General features: G+C 69.6%; 9 protein-coding genes. 3 read left to right on the top strand and 6 right to left on the bottom strand.

Annotated features, from left to right (window positions below; genetic code table 11):
* Nucleotides 1-87 precede the first annotated feature (87 nt).
* Together KVT44_RS00375 and KVT44_RS00370 are read left to right on the top strand one after the other, a co-directional pair.
* Nucleotides 88-4,266, top strand: a complete 4,179-nt coding sequence (locus KVT44_RS00375; RefSeq protein WP_190168828.1) for a HAMP domain-containing protein — start codon at nt 88-90, stop codon at nt 4,264-4,266.
* 11 nt (nt 4,267-4,277) lie between these two features.
* On the top strand, nt 4,278-4,862 hold the full coding sequence (locus KVT44_RS00370) for a two-component system response regulator (protein ID WP_099922705.1): 585 nt from the start codon (nt 4,278-4,280) through the stop codon (nt 4,860-4,862).
* Nucleotides 4,863-4,954: 92 nt separating this feature from the next.
* On the opposite strand, the gene KVT44_RS00365 is transcribed toward KVT44_RS00370, so the two are convergent.
* Together KVT44_RS00365 and lepA are read right to left on the bottom strand one after the other, a co-directional pair.
* Nucleotides 4,955-6,829 (bottom strand): long-chain fatty acid--CoA ligase, encoded by a 1,875-nt coding sequence (locus KVT44_RS00365; RefSeq protein WP_217565660.1) that lies wholly within the window; start codon nt 6,827-6,829, stop codon nt 4,955-4,957.
* Nucleotides 6,830-7,300: 471 nt separating this feature from the next.
* Complete coding sequence (lepA, locus tag KVT44_RS00360) at nt 7,301-9,169, bottom strand: translation elongation factor 4 (RefSeq protein ID WP_054231952.1); 1,869 nt, start codon at nt 9,167-9,169, stop codon at nt 7,301-7,303.
* Nucleotides 9,170-9,393: 224 nt separating this feature from the next.
* Here lepA and rpsT point away from each other — a divergent pair, with 224 nt between their 5' ends.
* The gene (rpsT, locus tag KVT44_RS00355; protein WP_054231951.1) at nt 9,394-9,660 is read left to right on the top strand and encodes a 30S ribosomal protein S20; all 267 of its coding nucleotides are present in this window, start codon (nt 9,394-9,396) and stop codon (nt 9,658-9,660) included.
* A gap of 433 nt (nt 9,661-10,093) precedes the next feature.
* Here the strand turns inward: rpsT and holA are convergent, their stop codons facing one another.
* The 4 genes from holA to KVT44_RS00335 all read right to left on the bottom strand — a co-directional run bounded on the left by holA (nt 10,094) and on the right by KVT44_RS00335 (nt 14,805).
* A complete protein-coding gene (gene holA / locus KVT44_RS00350) occupies nt 10,094-11,080 on the bottom strand; it encodes a DNA polymerase III subunit delta (protein ID WP_217565659.1) in 987 nt (328 codons plus the stop codon).
* Between the two features lie 73 nt (nt 11,081-11,153).
* Nucleotides 11,154-11,399 (bottom strand): hypothetical protein, encoded by a 246-nt coding sequence (locus KVT44_RS00345; protein WP_060901959.1) that lies wholly within the window; start codon nt 11,397-11,399, stop codon nt 11,154-11,156.
* Between the two features lie 63 nt (nt 11,400-11,462).
* The gene (locus tag KVT44_RS00340; protein ID WP_099922703.1) at nt 11,463-12,290 is read right to left on the bottom strand and encodes an arylamine N-acetyltransferase; all 828 of its coding nucleotides are present in this window, start codon (nt 12,288-12,290) and stop codon (nt 11,463-11,465) included.
* Nucleotides 12,291-12,294: 4 nt separating this feature from the next.
* Nucleotides 12,295-14,805: a ComEC/Rec2 family competence protein gene (locus KVT44_RS00335; protein WP_217565658.1), complete on the bottom strand. Its 2,511-nt coding sequence runs from the start codon at nt 14,803-14,805 to the stop codon at nt 12,295-12,297.
* Nucleotides 14,806-14,901: the final 96 nt, after the last annotated feature.

The following is a 14,901-nucleotide window of genomic DNA, read 5'->3' as shown; positions in this document are numbered from 1 at the left end:
CAGTTCGGACGAATACGCCTCAGGCGACACGGACAGAGTGACAGACTGGCCACGCCCATAAGCACCGAGTTACCGAAGTGGGCCGCCATGAGTGAGAACAGTGCTACGCGTGTGCTCGAAGACGGACAGATTCGGGCATTCGACGACGGCCGGATCCCGGCGTCCGATCTGCGTCCGCTGCTCGCCGCGATGACCGCCGCGCGGGACGGTGACTTCGCCAAGGTGCCGGAGACGGGGCACGGCCTGGTGGCCGACCTGAGCGCGGCGTTCAACCAGATCATCGACCGCAGCACCCACTTCAACACGGAAGTGCAGCGGGTACGACGGGAGCTGGTCCGGCACGGACGGCTCGACGAGCGGCTGTCGGCGAGCCCGGGCCAGGGCAGTTGGACGACCCGCGTCAATGACGTGAACCAGTTGCTCGACGCCCTGGTGGCGCCCGCCGCGAACGCGACGCGCGTCCTGGACGCGGTGGCCGGCGGCGACCTCACCCAGCGGGTCGACCTGCACGACGGCAACCGTCAACTCAGAGGAGATCTCCGGAGGTTGGGGCGCGCCGTCAACAAGATGGTCGATCAGCTCTCCCTCTTCACGGGCGAGGTGACCCGGGTCGCGCGCGAGGTCGGCACCGAAGGCCGTCTCGGCGGGCGCGCCAAGGTGCAGGGTCTGTCGGGCAGTTGGCGCGATGTGACGGAGGCGGTCAACACGATGGCGTCCCGGCTGACGGCCCAGGTCCGTGACATCGCCCTGGTAACCACGGCGGTGGCGCGCGGCGACCTGACCCGTACGGTGACGGTCGAGGCGACCGGTGAGCTGCTCGAACTGAAACTCACCGTGAACACGATGGTCGACCAGCTGTCCGCCTTCGCCGACGAGGTCACGCGCGTGGCCCGCGAGGTCGGCACCGAAGGGCAACTGGGTGGCCGCGCCCAGGTCAGAGGCGTCTCCGGCGTCTGGAAGGACCTCACCGACAACGTCAACTTCATGGCCTCGAACCTGACCTCCCAGGTCCGCAACATCGCCCAGGTCACCACGGCCGTGGCCAACGGCGACCTCAGCCAGAAGATCACGGTGGACGCGAAGGGCGAGATCCTCGAACTCAAGTCGACCATCAACACCATGGTCGACCAGCTCTCCGCCTTCGCCGACGAGGTCACGCGCGTCGCCCGCGAGGTCGGCACCGAGGGAAACCTCGGCGGGCGGGCCCAGGTCAGAGGCGTCTCCGGCGTCTGGAAGGACCTCACCGACAACGTCAACTTCATGGCGGACAACCTGACCTCGCAGGTCCGCAACATCGCCCTCGTCTCCACGGCCGTCGCGCAGGGCGACCTCGGCAAGAAGATCACGGTCGAGGCGAAGGGCGAGATCCTCGAACTCAAGTCGACCATCAACACCATGGTCGACCAGCTCTCCGCCTTCGCCGACGAGGTCACGCGCGTCGCCCGCGAGGTCGGCACCGAAGGCAACCTCGGCGGCCAGGCCCAGGTCAGAGGCGTCTCCGGCGTCTGGAAGGACCTCACCGACAACGTCAACTTCATGGCCCTGAACCTGACCTCCCAGGTCCGCAACATCGCCCAGGTGACGACGGCCGTCGCGAACGGCGACCTGTCGAAGAAGATCACCGTCGACGCCCGTGGCGAGATCCTGGAGCTGAAGGACACCGTCAACACGATGGTGGAGCAGCTGCGCGCCTTCGCCGACGAGGTGACCCGGGTGGCCCGCGAGGTCGGCACCGACGGGCGACTCGGCGGACGGGCCCAGGTTCTCGGCGTCTCCGGCGTCTGGCGGGACCTGACCGACAACGTCAACTACATGGCCGACAACCTCACTTCGCAGGTGCGGAACATCGCGCAGGTCGCGACGGCCGTGGCGCAGGGCGACCTGTCGAAGAAGATCGACGTGGACGCCCGCGGCGAGATCCTCGAACTGAAGACGACCATCAACACGATGGTCGACACGCTCTCCTCCTTCTCCTCCGAGGTGACCCGGGTGGCCCGCGAGGTGGGTTCGGAGGGCCAACTCGGCGGTCAGGCACGGGTCGAGGGCGTGTACGGCACCTGGAAGCGCCTCACGACCAACGTCAACGAACTCGCCTCCAACCTCACCACCCAGGTCCGCGCGATCGCCGAGGTGGCCTCCGCGGTGGCACAGGGCGACATGTCCCGCTCCATCACCGTGGAGACGCAGGGCGAGGTCGCCGAGCTGAAGGACAACATCAACCTGATGGTGGCCAACCTCCGCGAGACGACCCGCGCGAAGGACTGGCTGGAGTCGAACCTCGCCCGCCTCGCCGCGCTGATGCAGGGCCACCGCGACCTGATGGAGGTCGCCGACCTGATCCTGCGCGAGCTGACCCCGCTGGTGAACGCGCAGTACGGCGCCTTCTTCCTGGCCGACCCGGAGGAGGACGGGGCCTCCCTCCACACCGCCGTCCCCGCCAAGGGACTCGCCTTCATCGCCGGATACGGCTCGGCGCAGGGCGCCACGGTCGACACGGGCGGCATGCCGGTGCACGGCCTGGTCCGGCAGGCGGCCCGCGAGAAGAAGCGGATCCTCGTCGAGGAGGCCCCGCCGGACTACATCAAGATCAACAGCGGTCTGGGGGAAGCCGCCCCCGCCAGCGTCGTCATCATCCCGATCCTCTTCGAGGACAAACTCCTCGGCGTGATCGAGCTCGCCTCCTTCTCCCGCTTCTCCGACGTCCATCTGGCCTTCTTCGACCAGTTCGTGAACACCATCGGCGTGGCCATCAACACGATCATCGCCAACTCCCGTACGGAGTCCCTGCTCGGCGAGTCCCAGCGCCTCGCCATCCAGCTCCAGGACCGCTCGGACGAACTCCAGTCGCAGCAGGCGGAGCTGCAACGCTCGAACGCCGAGCTGGAGGAAAAGGCGGCGCTCCTGGCGACGAGCTCGCAGTACAAGTCGGAGTTCCTGGCGAACATGTCGCACGAGCTGCGCACCCCGCTGAACTCGCTGCTGATCCTGGCCCGGCTGCTGTCGGACAACCCGGACGCCCATCTCTCCGACCAGGAGGTGCAGTTCGCGACGACGATCCACCGCTCGGGATCGGACCTCCTCCAGCTCATCAACGACATCCTCGACCTGTCGAAGATCGAGGCGGGCCGTATGGACGTACGCCCGAAGAAGCTCCCCCTGATCAAACTCCTCGACTACGTCCACGCCACGTTCCGCCCGCTCACCCTCGACCGGGGTCTCGCCTTCGAGGTGACGGTCGGGGAGGACGTACCGCGGGAGATGTACTCGGACGAGCAGCGGCTCCAGCAGATCCTGCGCAACCTGCTCTCCAACGCCATCAAGTTCACCGCGACCGGCCGGGTCGAACTGCGCGTCAACCGCCTCAAGGACCCCGACCACGCCTTCACCCGGGAGAACAGCGACGACGTGATCGCCTTCGCCGTCTCCGACACCGGCATCGGGATCGCCGCGGAGAAGCTCCCCGTGATCTTCGAGGCGTTCCAGCAGGCCGACGGCACCACCAACCGCAAGTACGGCGGCACCGGCCTCGGCCTGTCCATCAGCCGGGAGATCGCCGGACTGCTCGGCGGCCGCATCATCGCGGAGAGCGCCCCCGGTAAGGGCTCCACCTTCACGTTGTACGTCCCTGTCATCAGCCCGGGCCACACGGCGACCGGCGCCACCCCGGAGGACCACCGGCCGCTCGTGCCCGAGCAGCTGTCCACCGAGCCGTACACCTCCCACGACACCGACGACTCCTGGCCCACCCCCACCAAGCTGGAGGCCTGGAAGGCCGGCCGGGCGGGTCAGGTCCTGCCGGGGCGACGGGTGCTGATCGTGGACGACGACATCCGCAACGTCTTCGCGCTCACCCATGTCCTGGGCCGCGTCGGCATGCCCGTCCTGTACGCGGAGAACGGCCGCGAGGGCATCGAGACCCTGGAGCGCAACCCCGACGTGGAACTCGTCCTGATGGACATCATGATGCCGGAGATGGACGGCTACGAGACGATCTCCGCCATCCGCCGCACCCCCCGCTGGACGGGCCTGCCGATCGTCGCGCTCACCGCGAAGGCGATGCCGGGAGACCGAGAGAAGTCCATCGTGCGCGGTGCCAACGACTACGTACCCAAGCCGGTGGACGTCGATCAGCTGCTCACGGTCGTCTGCGCCCTCCTCGACCCGGAGAGCGCGCACGACGCGGAGCAGGACGACTCCGAAGGATCCGTTGTTCCGGGGCCGAGCACATCGTCCGAGGAGGCCGCGGCCCCGCCGACGACCGAATGAGGACAGTCACCATGAGCGCTGAGGAAACGACCTACGAGCGCGCCAGCATCCTCCTGGTCGACGACATGGAGGACAACCTGATCGCGCTGGAGGCCGTCCTGGGGTCCCTCAACGAGCCGCTCGTACGTGCGCGTTCGGGCGAGGAGGCGATGAAGGCGCTGCTCAGGCAACGCTTCGCCGTCGTCCTCCTCGACATCCGAATGCCCGGCATGGACGGCTTCGAGACAGCCGCCAACATCAAGCGGCTCGACCAGACCAAGGACGTCCCGATCATCTTCCTGACCGGCACCGACGCCGACGCGGGCTACGCCTTCCGCGGCTACGCCACCGGCGCGGCCGACTACCTGACCAAGCCCTTCGACCCCTGGGTCCTGCGCGCCAAGGTCACGGTCTTCCTGGACCTCCACCGCAAGAACCAGCAACTGGAACGCCTACTGACCCAGGAACACACCCACGCGGCCCAGATCAGCACACGGCTCGCGGCTCTGGAGAAGCAGTTGGCGACAGAGGACCCTCCGAACGTGCCGGACCTCCGCAGGCAGGTAGCAGAGCTACAGCACCTGATGGCCAAGGCGGCTGGCACCCGCGCCCCGTAAGGGCGCGGGGCCGTGACATATGCGGCTCCGCCGCGTGGGCGCGACCAGCCACAACGAACCCGCAGCCGAATACCCGCCCGACCGCCGGAGGCTCACGCTTCCCTGGAACCGGCGTACATCTCCTCAATCAGCCCCTTGTACTCCCGCTCCACCACCGGCCGCTTCAACTTCAGACTCGGCGTGATCTCCCCGTGCTCCACATCGAGATCCCGCGGCAGCAACCGGAACTTCTTGATGGTCTGCCACCGCTGGAGCCCCTCGTTGAGTTCCTTGACGTACCCCTCGACGAGGGTGACCGTGGCCGGGGCCGCGACGACCTCGGCGTACGACTTGCCCTCCAGCCCGTTCTCCTTCGCCCACTCCAGGATGGAGGGTTCGTCCAGGGCGATGAGGGCGGTGCAGAAGTTCCGGTCGGCGCCGTGCACGAGGATGTTGGAGACGTACGGACAGACGGCCTTGAACTGGCCCTCGACCTCGGCGGGCGCGATGTACTTGCCGCCCGAGGTCTTGATGAGGTCCTTCTTGCGGTCGGTGATCCGGAGGTACCCGTCGGGCGACAACTCGCCGATGTCACCGGTGTGGAACCAGCCGTCGGATTCGAGGACCTCGGCGGTCTTCTCGGGCAGCCCGTGGTAGCCCTCCATGATGCCGGGGCTGCGCAGCAGGATCTCGCCGTCGTCCGCGATGCGCACCTCCGTGCCGGGCAACGGCTTGCCGACGGTGCCGGTGCGGTACGCCTCGCCGGGGTTCACGAAGGAGGCGGCGGAGGACTCCGTGAGGCCGTACCCCTCGAGGATGTGGATGCCGGCGCCCGCGAAGAAGTAGCCGATCTCGGGGGCGAGCGCGGCGGAGCCGGAGACGCAGGCGCGCAGCCGGCCGCCGAAGGCCTCGCGGATCTTGGCGAAGACGAGCGCGTCCGCGACCTTGTGCTTGGCGCCCAGCCCGAAGGGCACGGCGGCGGTGCCGGTGCGGCGGAAGCTGTCCTGGCTGGCCTTCGCGTACTCGCGGGAGACCTCGGCGGCCCACTGGAAGATCTTGTACTTGGCGCCGCCGCCTGCCCGTGCCTTGGCCGCGACCCCGTTGTAGACCTTCTCGAAGATGCGCGGGACGGCCGCCATGTACGTCGGCTGCACGATCGGCAGGTTCTCGATGATCTTGTCGACGCGGCCGTCGACGGCGGTGACGTGCCCGACCTCGATCTGGCCGGAGGTGAGCACCTTGCCGAAGACGTGGGCGAGCGGCAGCCACAGGTACTGCACGTCGTCGGGGCCGAGCAGCCCGGTCGAGGCGATCGCCTTCGCCATGTACGACCAGTTGTCGTGCGGGAGGCGCACGCCCTTGGGACGGCCGGTGGTACCGGAGGTGTAGATGAGGGTGGCGAGCTGGGCGGCGGTGATCGCGCCGACGCGCTCCTTGATCAGCTCGGGGTTCTTCTCCAGGTACGCGGCACCGCGCGTCTCCAGTTCGGCGAGGGTGAGCACCCCGTCGCCGGTCTCGACGCCCGCCGGGTCGATGACGACGATGTGGCCGAGCTCGGGCAGCTCGGCGCGCTTCTCCCGGGCCTTGGTGAGCTGGGCCGCGTTCTCCGCGATCAGGACCTTGCTGTCGGAGTCGGAGAGGATGAACGCCGACTCCTCGGCGTTCGTCTGCGGGTAGATCGTCGTCGTGGCCGCGCCCGCGCACAGGATGCCGAGGTCGGCGAGGATCCACTCGACCCGGGTGGAGGAGGCGAGCGCGACGCGCTGCTCCGGCTGTACGCCCAGTTCGATCAGTCCGGCCGCGATGGCGTAGACCCGCTCGGCGGCCTGCGCCCAGGTCAGCGACTTCCACTCGTCCGGGCCCTCACCTGAGGCAGGGGGGACCGGGTAGCGGTAGGCCTCGGCGTTGGGCGTGGCTGCCACGCGCTCCAGGAAGAGGGCCGCCACGGACGGCGGACGGTTCTCGATCAGGGTCTGTGTGTCGCTCACGACATCCTCCGGGGCCCGCGACAGTGCGTGCGTCTGGCTCGACCGACTGCTGACTGTTGCTGTGCGGCTGGCTGGTTCGGCTGTTGTTTAACTCGCGAGTAACTATCGAGCAGGGATCAGAGTAAAGCGCGACCGGCCCCGGCGTAAGAGGCCACGGTCCGCGATCTTGCGAATCCCCGGATTCTTCACCTGCGGACCGGGTAGGCTCCGCCCAGCGCGTCGCGAGAGCCAAGCACGCGCTAATCCTTGACATTTGATGTCAACCGGGCTGGTTCCAACCCGGCTGGTGTTGATCGCGTGAGACTGGACCGTTCGCTGAGCGGCCGAGCAGCGTGAGCCAGGAATCCCCTGCTTCGGCCGGGGAGGGTTCAATTCCTACAGAGAGCGACCACCACCGCTCGCACACTGAGGGCCCGCCGCACATTCGCGCGACGGGCCCCTGTTGTGCCCGGCTTTCCGAGGCGAGCGCCGTTACTTCTTGCCCTTGGCCGAACCGCCGCTGTCGTCGCTGGACAGCACGGCGATGAAGGCCTCTTGCGGAACCTCCACAGAGCCCACCATCTTCATCCGCTTCTTGCCTTCCTTCTGCTTCTCCAGCAGCTTCCGCTTACGGGAGATGTCACCGCCGTAGCACTTGGCGAGGACGTCCTTGCGGATGGCGCGGATGGTCTCGCGCGCGATGACGCGCGACCCGATGGCGGCCTGGATGGGCACCTCGAAGGCCTGCCTCGGGATCAGCTCACGCAACTTGGCGACGAGCCGCACACCGTACGCGTACGCCGCGTCCTTGTGGGTGATCGCCGAGAAGGCGTCCACCTTGTCGCCGTGCAGCAGGATGTCGACCTTGACCAGGCTGGAGGTCTGCTCGCCGGTGGGCTCGTAGTCGAGCGAGGCGTAACCCCGGGTCTTCGACTTCAACTGGTCGAAGAAGTCGAAGACGATCTCGGCGAGCGGCAGCGTGTACCGGATCTCGACCCGGTCCTCGGACAGGTAGTCCATGCCGAGCAGGGTGCCGCGCCGGGTCTGGCACAGCTCCATGATCGAGCCGATGAACTCGGAGGGCGCGAGGATCGTGGCGCGTACGACGGGCTCGTACACCTCGTCGATCTTGCCCTCGGGGAACTCGCTCGGGTTGGTGACGATGTGCTCGCTGCGGTCCTCCATGACGACCCGGTAGACCACGTTCGGCGCGGTCGCGATCAGGTCGAGCCCGAACTCGCGCTCGAGCCGCTCACGGATCACGTCGAGGTGCAGCAGCCCGAGGAAACCGACGCGGAAACCGAAGCCGAGAGCGGCGGAGGTCTCCGGCTCGTAGACGAGCGCGGCGTCGTTGAGCTGCAGCTTGTCGAGCGCGTCGCGCAGCTCGGGGTAGTCGGACCCGTCCAGCGGATAGAGCCCGGAGAAGACCATGGGCTTGGGGTCCTTGTACCCGCCGAGCGCCTCGGTCGCCCCCTTGTTGAGGGTGGTGATGGTGTCACCGACCTTGGACTGCCGGACGTCCTTCACACCGGTGATGATGTAGCCCACCTCACCGACGCCCAGCCCGTCGGCCGGCGTCATCTCGGGGGACGAGACGCCGATCTCCAACAGCTCATGGGTCGCTCCGGTGGACATCATCCGGATCCGCTCACGCTTGTTGAGCTGCCCGTCGATGACACGCACATACGTCACGACACCGCGGTAGGAGTCGTAGACGGAGTCGAAGATCATCGCGCGGGCGGGGGCATCCTGGACGCCGATCGGGGCGGGGATCTCGGCGACGACCTTGTCGAGCAGGGCCTCGACACCCAGCCCCGTCTTGGCGGAGACCTTCAGCACGTCATCGGGGTCACAGCCGATGAGGTTGGCGAGCTCCTCCGAGAACTTCTCCGGCTGGGCGGCCGGCAGGTCGATCTTGTTGAGTACGGGGATGATCTTGAGGTCGTTCTCCATCGCCAGGTAGAGGTTGGCGAGGGTCTGCGCCTCGATGCCCTGGGCGGCGTCGACGAGGAGGACGGTCCCCTCGCAGGCGGCCAGCGACCGGGACACCTCGTACGTGAAGTCCACGTGCCCGGGGGTGTCGATCATGTTGAGGATGTGGGTGTTGCCCGGATCCTCCGTCGGGGCCCAGGGCAGCCGGACCGCCTGGGACTTGATCGTGATGCCGCGCTCGCGCTCGATGTCCATGCGGTCGAGGTACTGAGCGCGCATCTGCCGCTGCTCGACCACCCCGGTCAGCTGGAGCATGCGGTCGGCGAGCGTGGACTTGCCGTGGTCGATGTGCGCGATGATGCAGAAATTGCGGATCAGAGCCGGGGCGGTACGGCTCGGCTCGGGCACATTGTTAGGGGTCGCGGGCACGCAGGGTCCTGTCTCTTGAGGCGCCTGTCGCCTCGGGTCGGATCGATACGTAGGCTCCATGGTCCCACGGGTGGCGAGCTGCGACCGGTTTGGGCCGGTCGTGCGGCTACTGGTAGCCTGGGTGGCTGTGTCTCGTGCCCTCTCTGCAGGAGGCACACCCCAAGGAAATCAAACGGCGAGTGAGACGTGCTGTCTCGCGCGCCTGAACCTGTAAAGGCTCATTCGTGGCGAACATCAAGTCCCAGATCAAGCGGATCAAGACCAACGAGAAGGCTCGGCTGCGCAACAAGTCGGTCAAGTCCTCCCTGAAGACCGCGATCCGCAAGGCCCGCGAGGCTGCTGCCGCGGGTGACGTCGAGAAGGCCACCGAGTACACGCGCGCTGCGTCGCGCCAGCTCGACAAGGCCGTCTCGAAGGGCGTCATCCACAAGAACCAGGCCGCCAACAAGAAGTCGGCGCTTGCTTCGAAGGTCTCTTCCCTCAAGGGCTGAGTCGGCTGGGCCCTATCGGGCTCAACCCCTGACTTGACCGCCGGAAAGGACCCAGCGGGCCCTCTCTTCCGCTCCTGCCCGGCACCCCCGGACCCACGCGCGGCCTGCGTTCGCCACGCGGGCGTGGATCCACCATCGTGATCCGAAGGCCCCGTTCCCCTCCTTCCCCAGGAGACGGACGGGGCCTTTGGCGTAGGGCGAGCGCCCCGTCAGGGCCGCGGACAGGCAATCGGGGCGAAGCCCCGCCCCAGGGGCGCGGGGAACTGCGCGAGCAACCCCCACCCACCCGCACCCGACAACCCCACCCGGGGCGTCTGGGGGCGAAGCCCCCAGGTACGGGATGATGGGGGTCCCCCTGCTCGAGCGAAGCCGAGAGCTCGGGGGAGGGTAGGGGCGGCGGGGGCGAAGACCCCAGGCTCAGCCCAGCCGGGAACTAGCCCCGCCGAGACCGAGCCGCCCGAGCAATCGCCACGACCGCCTTCTCCAGCGCGTACTCGGGATCATCTCCCCCGCCCTTGACCCCGGCATCGGCATCGGCGACCGCCCGCAGGGCAACCGCGACCCCGTCCGGCGTCCACCCCCGCATCTGCTGCCGCACCCGATCGATCTTCCACGGCGGCATCCCCAGCTCACGGGCAAGATCGGCCGGCCGGCCCCCCCGCGCGGAGGACAGCTTCCCGATCGCCCGCACCCCCTGAGCCAACGCACTGGTGATCAAGACGGGCGCGACCCCGGTCGACAAAGACCACCGCAACGCCTCCAACGCCTCCGCGGCCCGCCCCTCCACGGCCCGGTCGGCCACGGTGAAGCTCGACGCCTCGGCCCGCCCGGTGTAGTACCGCCCGACAATGGCCTCGTCGATCGTCCCCTCGACATCCGCGGTCAGCTGCGACACCGCGGACGCCAGCTCCCGCAGATCACTCCCGATCGAGTCGACCAGCGCCTGGCACGCCTCGGGCGTGGCCGATCTCCCGAGCGCCCGGAACTCGCTCCGCACGAACGCCAGCCGGTCCGCGGGCTTCGTCATCTTGGGGCACGCCACCTCCCGCGCCCCCACCTTGCGCGCGGCGTCGAGGAGCCCCTTGCCCTTGGCCCCACCGGCGTGCAGCAGCACGAGGGTGATCTCCTCGGCCGGCGCGTCCAGGTACGCCTTCACGTCCTTGACGGTGTCGGCCGACAGATCCTGCGCATTGCGCACGACCACGACCTTGCGCTCGGAGAAGAGCGAGGGACTCGTCAGCTCGGCCAGCGTGCCGGGCTGCAGCTGGTCCGGAGCGAGGTCCCGTACGTCCGTGTCGGCGTCGGCGGCCCTGGCGGCGGCCACCACCTCCTGCACGGCACGGTCGAGCAGAAGGTCCTCCTGGCCCACGGCAAGTGTGACGGGGGCGAGAGGGTCGTCTTGAGCGGTCTTCTTGGCCATCACCGAAAGCATCCCACGCGCCACTGACAACGCACCCCGCACGGGAACCCGCACGCCCAGCCCCGGCGAAGCGCTACGGCTCCTCGCGCCAGCCGTCCCACTCCCCCGCGAACTCGTCCAGCTCCTTCGAATCGAGCCGCTCCCCGGGATCCGTCAGGACCAGTAGCCACTGCGCGTCCTCGGCATCGTCCTCACCGGCCAGCGCGTCCCTGACGAGCTGCGGCTCCTCGTCGAGCCCGAACCGGTCACCGATCACCTCCGCCGCCTCTTCCGCGGCATCGCGGTCGGGCAGCACCAGCACATGTCTCACATCGCTCACGAGAACATTTTCCGCCACGCCGGACACGACCGACGCCGGGGCCGGCGCTTCCGAACGCAGGAATCAGCCCTTCCGCACCTCCGGCACCCGATCCAGCTCGATCCCGAAGCGCTCCCGGTACAGCGCCAGCACCTCCTCGTCCGTTGCCAGTTCCGACACCTCCTTCGTCCCGTCCGGCGCCGTCGTCGTCAGATTCCGACCGCTGAGCGTGATCCGCCCTCCGTCCTCCGTCACCCGCGAACAGACCAGCGACCGCGTGAAATGCGACTTCGGCGAAGTGCTGTGCCACCAGACCCCGGCGGCGAAGTCCCCCAGCACCCGCGGCCGCACCTCCAGGCGGTACTGCGGGCCGCCGTCCCGGATGACGTCCAGGTCCTCGGCCTCCCGCCGCCCGCCGACGCCCCGCACTCCCGCCGCGTCCGGCCCCGCCTCGAGCACCCTGAACGTGCCGCCCGGGTCCACCTGTTCGGTCCGCGCCCCGAAGGCCAGCGGATAGTGACTGTGCGCCCCGAACCCGACGTCCGCCAGCCAGTCGCCCCCGTCCACCGTCCGCACCCGCAGCGCGAGATGGTCGTACGGGATCCCGAGCCGCCCCTCCTCCCCGTACACCCGCCCCGCGAGGAGCGTGACGTCGAAGCCCAGCGCCCCGAGCAACGCCCCGAACGCCCCGTTCAGTTCGTAGCAGAAGCCGCCCCTGCGCCCGCCCACCACCTTGTCCAGCAGTCGCTTCTCCTCCAGCACGATCTCCTCACCCAGATGGATCGACAGGTTCTCGAACGGCACCGCCTTCAGATGGCGCAGGTGCAGGTCGCGCAGCACACCTGAAGTGGGCCACGCGGGGTGATGGGCGCCGATCCGGCGGAGGTAGGCATCGGCCTGTGCGGAATTCATGCCCTCAGTCTCTCGCCACGCTCAACCCTCCGCCCGCACCGACGACGGCCAGCGCCCCGTCCTTGTCCGTCCGCAGCACCACGGCACCCCCGGCACGCAGCGCCGCGACCGTGGTGGGCGCGGGATGCCCGTACGGGTTGTCCCTGCCGCACGAGATCAGGGCCAGCCGCGGGGCCACCCTCCGTATGAGCTCCGGGTCCTGGTAAGCCGAGCCGTGGTGGGCGACCTTGAGCACGTCCACGGCCGTCAGCTCCCCGGCCGCCGGCGATCGCAGCAGCGCCTGCTGCGCCGGCGGTTCGAGGTCGCCGAGCAACAGCAGCCGCAGCCCCGCCGACCGTACGACGAGGGCGACGCTGGCGTCGTTCGGCCCGTCCGGGGTGGGCGCCGGGCTCGGTGGCGGCCACAGCACCTGCCAGTCGAGACTGCCGATGCGCCGCCGGTCACCCGCCACGGCCGACGTCACCGAGATGTGGCGAGCGGCCGCCTCCCTCCGTACGAACTCGGCCTGGTCGGGCGGCTCCGCGAAGCCCGTCGTCTCGATCGCCCCCACCGCACGCCCGCGCAGCACCCCCGGCAGCCCCGCCACATGGTCGGCGTGGAAGTGCGTCAGCACGACGAGCGGGATCCGGGTGATGCCGAGCGTGGTCAGACAATGGTCGACCAGCGCCGGATCGGGGCCCGCGTCCACCACCACCGCGGTGCCGTCGCCCGCCGCGAGCACCGTCGCGTCGCCCTGTCCCACGTCGCACATCGCGAACCGCCAGCCGGGCGGCGGCCATCCCGTGATCATCCTGGTGAGCGGCGCCGGCTGCACCACGACCAGCAGGAACACCACGACACAGGCACCGCTCAGCCAAGGGTGCTTCAGGAGCCGTCGGCCGGCGAGCACGACGACCGCCGTGACCAGGGCGAGCAGCAGCGCCCCCGGCCAGCTCGCGGGCCAGTCCACTCCCCCACCGGGCAGCGCGGCGCCGGTCCGGGCGATGTCGGCGATCCACCGGGCCGGCCAACTCGCACACCACGCGAGCCCCTTGGCCACGGGCAGCACCACTGGCGCCGTCGCCAGCGTCGCGAACCCCAGCACCGTGGCCGGCGCGACGGCGAACTCCGCGAGCAGATTGCACGGCACCGCCACCAGGCTCACCCGGGCCGACAGAACCGCGACGACCGGCGCGCACAGGGCCTGTGCGGCGCCCGCGGCGGCCAGTGCCTCGGCCAGGCGCGGCGGCATCCGGCGTCTCTGGAGCGCCGCACTCCACCGCGGGGCGAGCGTGAGCAGGGCGCCGGTCGCCAGCACGGAGAGCAGGAAGCCGTAACTCCGTGACAGCCACGGGTCGTACAGCACCAGCAGCAGTACGGCCGTGGCCAGGGCGGGGATCAGCGATCTGCGGCGACCGGTCGCGAGGGCGAGCAGCGCGATCGATCCGCAGGCCGCGGCCCGCAACACGCTCGGGTCCGGCCGGCACACGATCACGAAGCCGAGCGTGACCGCGCCACCGAGCAGGGCGGTGGCCCGCAGCGGGATACCGAGCCGCGGTGCGAGGCCACGCCGCTCGGCGCGCTGGGCGAGACCCGGTGGTCCGACGAACAGGGCGAGCAAGATCGTGAAGTTGCCGCCGCTGACCGCCAGCAGGTGTGTGAGATCCGTCGCCTTGAACGCCTCGTCCAGCTCCGGTGTGACCCGTGAGGTGTCCCCCACGACCAGCCCCGGCAGCAGCGCCCGCGCGTCCGCCTCCAGCCCGTCGGTCGCCTGCCGCAGGCCCTCTCGCAACCGGCCGGCGAACCGCTGCGGCCCGGACGGCTGCCCCACCACCTCCGGCGGCCCGCTCCCCCGCACGCGCAGCACGGCCGCGATCCGATCCCCGCCCGACAGCGCGGGGGCGAGCCGCGCGGCCATCCGCAACCGTGTGGACGGCAGCAGTGACAGCCAGGGCGAGCGCCCGCCGGGCAGCCGGGGCGAGCCCCTCGGCGAACTCGCGTCGACGATCACCAGCACCGGCGTACGCGTCACCACGGCCCCGTCTCCGCCCGCCCGCGTCACTCGCCGGACCTCCGCGTCGAGCAGCACAGCCGTGGGAGCCGCGTGATCCCCCTTGATCCGAGGCCGGGTGAGCCGTGGATCGGAGGTGATCTCCACCTCGACGGTCACATGGGCGTACTGCCGTGCCAGGGCCGGGATCGGGCCGCGGCGCGCATCCGCCCCGTGCAGCCCCGCGGAGGCGGCGGCCGCCGCGACACAGAGCAGCGAGGCAGCGACGGAGACCCGCGGCCACGCACGGGATGATCGTGCGCCGTACTCCGTCACCCTGCGCGCCTTGGTCCGCCCCAACGCCAACAACGCGCCGGCCAGGACCAGGCAGCCCACCACCACGGCCGTGACCCGTCCGGGCGGTGCGCCCACCGTCACCGCCGCCGTCACCCAGACCGCGAGCGCGGGCGGCACGAGCCGCAGATCCGTCGGCCCTTCCTCGCGGGGGTGGGCCGTACCGAGCCGCTTTCCCGAGGCAGCGTGCACGGCTCGGCGGCTCCGGGAGTGCCGGATGCTCCGCGTGGCATCCGTCGGCGCGGAGGCCACGTGGGGCGAAGGGGGCGAAAGAGGTGACGGAGATGA

The sequence above is a fragment of the Streptomyces sp. GbtcB7 genome (genome assembly GCF_019091445.1).
In the GTDB taxonomy this organism is placed as follows: domain Bacteria; phylum Actinomycetota; class Actinomycetes; order Streptomycetales; family Streptomycetaceae; genus Streptomyces; species Streptomyces mirabilis.
Note: the sequence above shows the minus strand (reverse complement) of the source record. Positions and strands in the feature narration are given on the sequence as shown.